Raw genomic sequence first — 6,978 nt, 5'->3', positions numbered from 1 at the left:
TTGTGTCAGTAAATTAAACTGACAAAATAGACTATTTTAGTGACTCATAAAACCTATCAAAATACTCATTATGATATCTTAAAAGCACATATCAAATTTGTCTTTTTTCCATAAAATAAACAGAAAATTTCACTACTTTGCTGATCTTATTCCATGTCATGGGCTGTGGATAAGTACCTTTAAAAACCCTTTTGAAAAAAATTTATCCGTTTTTTCGCATTTTTCTGCATTTTTTTCACCATTTACTCAAAATGGATTTAATAAGCTTCGTTTTGATTCCTTTGAAGAGAATTAATCAATAGAATATATTGTCATGGAGTTTATTCTTTATGCTTCGCCCTCATCATTATGATCATGAACATGTCTCTTTACGCTCTCTCTTGGAATATTATCGTCAACAAGCAAAATCACCCCGTGAATTGGGAACGCTGTTTGAAAACCTTGTCATGGCTTATCTTATGCATGACCCTCTCCATTTTGGACGATATGAAACGGTTGAGAGCTATTATGAATGGGCTAAAGAGCGTGAAGGTTGGAATAAAAATGATATCGGCATTGATCTGATGGCAAAGCTTCGTCATCAAGAGGGATATGTGGCTATTCAATGTAAGTTTTATAAAGCTGACCATCAGATCAGTAAAAAAGATATTGATAGTTTTATTGCTGCCTCGGGCAAAAAGATCTTCACCCGTCGTATTCTGGTTGATAGCACCGAAACAGATTGGAGTGATAATGTTGAACTGACTTGTGAGGGGCAAGAAATCCGCCCTCAACGCATAAACCTTTTTGATTTAGAAAACAGTCAAACCGATTGGGGGGCTTATAAAGAACAAGGACAAGCTGTTCTTAAAGAGAAATCAAAGAAAAAGCTTTTAGATCATCAGAAAGAAGCCCTTGAGAAAGTCTGTGAAGGTTTAAAAGAAGCAGACCGTGGCAAGCTGATTATGGCATGTGGTACGGGCAAGACTTTTACAAGTCTTAAGATAGCAGAAACCATAGCAGGTCAAGGCAAGCGCGTATTGTTTCTAGTGCCCTCTCTTGCTCTTATCTCTCAAACAATTCGTGAATGGACAGAAGATACAGAAGTGCCTTTGCGTTCCTTTGCCGTGTGTTCCGATACACAAGTGGGTAAGCGTCGTAAGAATAATAAAAATGATGCTCTTGAATTTGATAGCTCTGATCTTGCCTTGCCTGCTACCACGGATGCAAAAGAACTGGCTAGCAAAGCGGGTAAGGTTTCACATGATCTGATGACCGTGGTGTTTTCAACTTATCATTCCATCCAAGTGATTTCGGATGCACAAAAAAAGTATGATTTACCCGAATTTGATCTGATCATTTGCGATGAAGCACACCGTACCACTGGGGCTTCATTGGGAACTGAAGACAATGAATCTGAATTTATCAAGGTTCATGATAACAGCATCATTCGAGGCAAAAAACGTCTGTATATGACAGCAACGCCTAAGATCTTTACCGATGATGCCAAAAAGCAAGCCAATGAGATCAATGCCGTTCTAGCCTCTATGGATGATAAAGAGCTCTATGGAAAAGAGCTTTATACTTATACATTCTCAAAAGCCGTTCAGAATGAACTTTTAGCACCTTATAAGATTATTGTTTTGGGTATTAATGAAGAGGAAGTTGCTGAATCTATTCAGCATTTGATGACCGATGAGAATTATGAACTTATTCTTGATGATAAAACCAAGATCATAGGCTGTTATCAAGCCCTTACCAAAATGGATCTGAAACTTGATCTTGAAGATGACCCCAAGCCCATGCGTAGAGCTTTAGCTTTTTGCAAAGATATTGAGACTTCTAAACGCATATGCAAGAGATTCAAAAAAGAAAAAGTGCAAGAATCTTTGCGCGCTCTTCATAAGAACTATAAAGATACTCCTCCTCTTAACTGTACCCTTGCCCATATTGATGGAACCTTTAGTGCTAAAGAGCGTACAAAACAACTTGAATGGTTAAAGGAAGATGCGGGGGAAAATACCTGCCGTGTACTTACCAATGTACGCTGTCTTTCTGAAGGTGTTGATGTTCCTGCTCTTGATGCCGTTCTATTTTTACACCCGCGAAAAAGTCAAATTGAGATTATTCAAGCAATAGGACGTGTAATGCGTCGAGCAGAGGGTAAAAAAAGAGGCTATATCATTCTACCCGTTGGGATACCCGCTGACATTCCGCCGGAAATAGCCTTAGAAAACAACCAAAAGTATAATGTCATCTGGCAAGTTCTCAATGCTTTACGTGCTCATGATGATAACTTTAATAAAATAATTCACCATATGCACAAAAAACAAGACGTAAGCGATGCTCTTGAAATTGTTGCTGCTTCTCAAGAACTTGCGTTAGAAGATACGACCACGGTTATTGATGATTTACCTATACGCTCAAAATTAGAGTATTCAGGACTTAATATTGGGTTAGCAACTTATGAATCCTCTCACACATGTGAAGAACAAGGAGAACTCCCCCTTTTTTCTAAATGTAAAGATGTCATTAAAACTGCTATTGTTAATAGATTTTACGACCCTAGCTATTGGAAAAAATGGGCAATAAATGTTGGTGATCTTGCTCAAACTCATATCACACGCTTAACTGAGGTTTTGACGAAATCAGAAACTGAAACACGGCAGGTGTTTAATGATTTTATGACCGAATTACGTAGTAATTTAAATACAACTATCTCCGAACAAAATGCGATTGAAATGCTTGCGCAACATCTTGTGACGCGTCCAGTCTTTAATGCTTTATTTGAGGGGCATCAGTTTGTTCAAGAAAATCCCGTATCTTGCGCTTTACAACGTGTACTCAATGCCCTTGATAAAGTTACTCCTAAAGAAGAATCTCAAGATCTCAAAAATATTTCTAAGAGTGTACAATTTTACACGCGTGGAATTACCACTCTTGAAGCACAACAAAGTTTAATTGTAGAGCTTTACAATGAATTTTTCCGTTATGCTTTTCCGCGTACAGTAGAAAAATTAGGCATTGTTTATACTCCCATTGAGGTTGTTGATTTTATCATTCATTCTGTTGATGATGTGTTGCGTCATGAATTTGGAAAAAGTCTAGGATCACGTGGTGTTTCTATTCTTGACCCTTTTACGGGTACTGGGACCTTTATCACACGGCTATTACAATCCAATCTCATCAAACCAGAGGATATGGAATATAAATACCGTTATGATATCCACGCAAATGAGATTGTCTTGCTAGCCTATTACATAGCAGCCATTAATATCGAAGCAACCTATCATGGTCTTATGAAAGGAAATTATATCCCTTTCAAGCATATTGGTTTGACTGATACGTTTCAGACGCTAAAAAAGCAAGATCTAATACAACGTCTATTAAAGGAAAACAGTGAATATTTAGAACTTCAGAAAAATCTCAATATTGAAGTTATTTTTGGCAATCCTCCTTATTCAACTGGTCAAAAAAGTGCTAATGATAATGCAAAGAATACGCCTTATCCGATATTAAATAACCGTATTGGTGAAACTTACGCCGCTCAATCTAAAGCAAGCCTTATGCGAAATCTTTATGATAGTTATATTCGTGCCATTCGCTGGGCAAGTGACCGTATAAAAGATTGTGGTGTGATTGGTTTTGTTACAAATGCAAGTTTTATAGATACAAAATCTATGGATGGTTTACGCAAGTGTCTAGTTGAGGAATTTAGCAGCCTTTATATTTTCCATTTACGGGGTAACCAACGAACTTCTGGAGAACTTTCTCGCAAAGAAGGTGGTAAAATTTTTGGTTCTGGATCTCGAGCCCCTATAGCGATTTCCATTCTCGTAAAAAATCCAAATGCACAACAGCGTGGTAAGATATATTTTCGTGATATTGGAGACTATCTCACGAGGCAAGAAAAGCTTACAATGATTGAATCCCTTGGAAGCATTAATGGTATTACACGAAGTAAACAAGGTTGGCAAATAATTACACCGGATAAGCATGGGGATTGGATAAAGCAACGTGATGACAGTTTTAAAAAATTTTTAGCTATAGGTGTTAAAAAAGGACATGATAAAAAGCTCTTTAAAATTTATTCCTGTGGTCTAAAAACAAACCGTGATGCTTGGGCATATAACTCAAGCTATAAGATTTTAGAAAATAATATGCATAATATGATTACTTTCTATAATAGCGAAGTAGAACGTTTTAATGATGCCTATCCACATGCTGATCATAAAATACGTGCAAATGCTGTAAACAATTTCATCAATGCAGATGAGAGCAAGATTAGCTGGAGCCATAATGTTAAACAAGAATTGGTAAGAGGAAAAATTCTTAAATTCGAAGATGCATGCCTCATGCAAAGTTTATATCGCCCTTTTACACGACAGTGGCTTTATTATAATCGTACTTTCAATGAGAGAGTTTACCAAACGCCGCGTATATTCCCAATGGAGAAAGCGGTTGAAAATAAAATCATACAAGTTACAGGCATAGGAGCAATGGGAGGCTTTTCTGTGCTTATGACTACGGCTCTGCCCGATGTTCAGGTGATAGAAAATGGACAATGCTTTCCACGCTATATTTATGAAGATAGTACGGTCCCAAAAAGTAAAAGAGAGAAACAATCCCATTTATTTACGGATTCTACAGAAGAAAGTAAAACAGTTGGTTTACAGAGGCATGATGCCATTACGGATGAAGGATTAGCACATTTTAAAGCTGCTTATCCTAATGAAAAAATTACTAAGGATGATCTATTCTATTATGTTTACGGTCTACTTCATTCGGAAGATTATCGCTCTCGTTATGCTGATAACCTCTCTAAAGAACTGCCTCGTATCCCGTGTGTAAAGAGTGCTGATGACTTTTGGAAGTTTGTAACAGCAGGGCGTGAACTCGGTCATTTGCACGTGAATTATGAAACTGTAGAGCCTTATCCAGTGACCTTTAAAAAGGGTAATCCAAAAGTTACAGAGAGCTCTAATCCCGAAAAATTCTATTACGTGACTGAAATGAAATTTTCTGGGAATAGTAAGGAAAAGGATAAATAGACTGTTTTTTATAATAGCAATATCATCATGACAGATATTCCTCTTGAAGCTTATGAGTATATCGTTAATGGTAAACCCGCTCTTGAATGGGTTATGGAGCGTCAATGTGTAAAGACTGATAAAAAGAGTGGTATTGTGAATGATGCCAATCGCTATGCTGTTGAAACCGTTGGCAACCCTGCTTACCCTCTAGAGTTATTTCAGAGGGTTATTACCGTAAGTTTAGAGACAATGAAAATCGTTAAGAACCTACCAAAACTAGAAATTAAAGAAATTGAATAGACTTGGCTTGCTAAACTCACAAGGGGTATAGAGTCTTATAACCATAATCTATACCTCTCTTGTTAAGTTGATTAGATACAATCTTTAAAAAGAGTGCTTATATGCGTTATTCTAAAAAGAAATCATTTGCACTTTTAGATACTCTTATTTGGATTGCTTTAAGACTTTTAAGAAACCCACTCTTAAATAGAATTAGATTTTTTTACATTGCCTTTAAAAGATTATACCGTAATCTAAAATGATAGCTTTATTAACATCGACCTTGTGGCTAAAATTCGTGATTATGCTGCTATTTTCCTAACTCTACTTTGGGACTATAAGCCCCTCTTTGGCTAGTTTTTCAACAGTTGTTTCAGCAACGCTTACTATGAGATTAGAAAATGATGCAAAAGCATTTCCATCGCTATAGCCTTTTGCTAGCCATATGGTTTCTTTGTTTTTTGTATGGTGAATAAGATAAACACTAACACTTATGGCGGGCTTACTAATATTATATCCACCGGTCACATAACCTGGTGTCGTCTCAGTTTTTATGGTAGCAAAGTTTCCAAATCCCGAAATAGTACTTGTAGAGGTTCCCGGATGATATGTTGGCGGGATATACGTCTGTGATATAGCACGATTATCAACGCTAACTATTAGGAGTGCATCTGCGCCTTTATTTGTTATAATTTCCTCTTTCTCGTTATAGGAATAATTACGAGTTAGAGGGAAAAGTTCTAATCCTCTCAATATCTGTACATTGTATTTAACGAGGGATTTCTCAAAGGTGTCTTCAAGTTCTTTTTGCTCAGAAATAGACATGCCAACACCTCCTATGACCACCTTTTTCGTTTGAAATCGTCCCTTGTAGTTTGGATCAACAATTCCGTTCAAATGTGTTATAGGACCACAAGCTGTGAGTATTAACAAACAAAGTAAAATAAAAAACTTCATCATCATAAACCTTTGATTAATGCAAAAGTCTAATAATGTATTTATAATTCAAATTAAAGATACGATTTGAACTTTTAAATAATTTTTTTAGATTGTTTTGCAAAATTTAAGAAATCCACTCTTAAAGTGAATTAGATTTTTTTACATTGCCTTTAAGAGATTATACCGTAATCTAAAATGAGTGCTTTATTGTTATCAAAAGCTTTGTTTAAAGAGAGTTATGTATATTCATTTTGCTTATAGGTTTTGAAGGTGTAAAAACCGTCACCCCCCTCAAAACGTATATTATTAGTTGAATTTATAGGTTGTGTTATCAATATGAGTTGTTTTTTTAAGATCTGTAAAATCTTAACCTATTGAAAAATAACGTTTTTACTTTTTATCGTTTTTTTATCTAAAAGGGGCAACCCTCAAAACTCAAAACCCCTTCAAAACTCATAACTATAATGATCTTGATAGCATTTCATATGAGTTACAAGCTATCTTTTGAAAGGCTTTACAGGATCATACGCTTTTCATAAGACATGTTTTAATCACTCACTAAAATAATCTATTTTGTCAGTTCAATTTACTGACACATAACTGACAAATATATATTGTTAGTTGAATTTATGGGTTACTATTTAAAAGGTTGTATCATTAAAATAATAACATATTGAAATATATTGATTTTAATTTTCTCTCATTTAAAAAAAATAATGGTGGTTTAACATTGCAATTTGAAAATAAA

At 35.6% G+C, this 6,978-nt stretch carries 1 protein-coding gene and 1 pseudogene; one reads left to right on the top strand and one right to left on the bottom strand.

Going from position 1 to position 6,978, the window contains the following annotated elements; genetic code table 11:
• The first annotated feature begins 329 nt into the window (after positions 1-329).
• A pseudogene (locus ACFIM6_RS09255) lies at positions 330-5,312 on the top strand (DEAD/DEAH box helicase).
• A gap of 303 nt (positions 5,313-5,615) precedes the next feature.
• Here the strand turns inward: ACFIM6_RS09255 and ACFIM6_RS09250 are convergent.
• Positions 5,616-6,254 (bottom strand): hypothetical protein, encoded by a 639-nt coding sequence (locus ACFIM6_RS09250; protein ID WP_375612592.1) that lies wholly within the window; start codon positions 6,252-6,254, stop codon positions 5,616-5,618.
• Positions 6,255-6,978: the final 724 nt, after the last annotated feature.

Origin of the sequence: Bartonella sp. AA9NXGY (assembly GCF_042196845.1) — a bacterium.
Lineage (GTDB): Bacteria > Pseudomonadota > Alphaproteobacteria > Rhizobiales > Rhizobiaceae > Bartonella.
The sequence above is the reverse complement of the archived record's forward strand: the minus strand, read 5'-3'. Positions and strand labels throughout refer to the sequence as shown.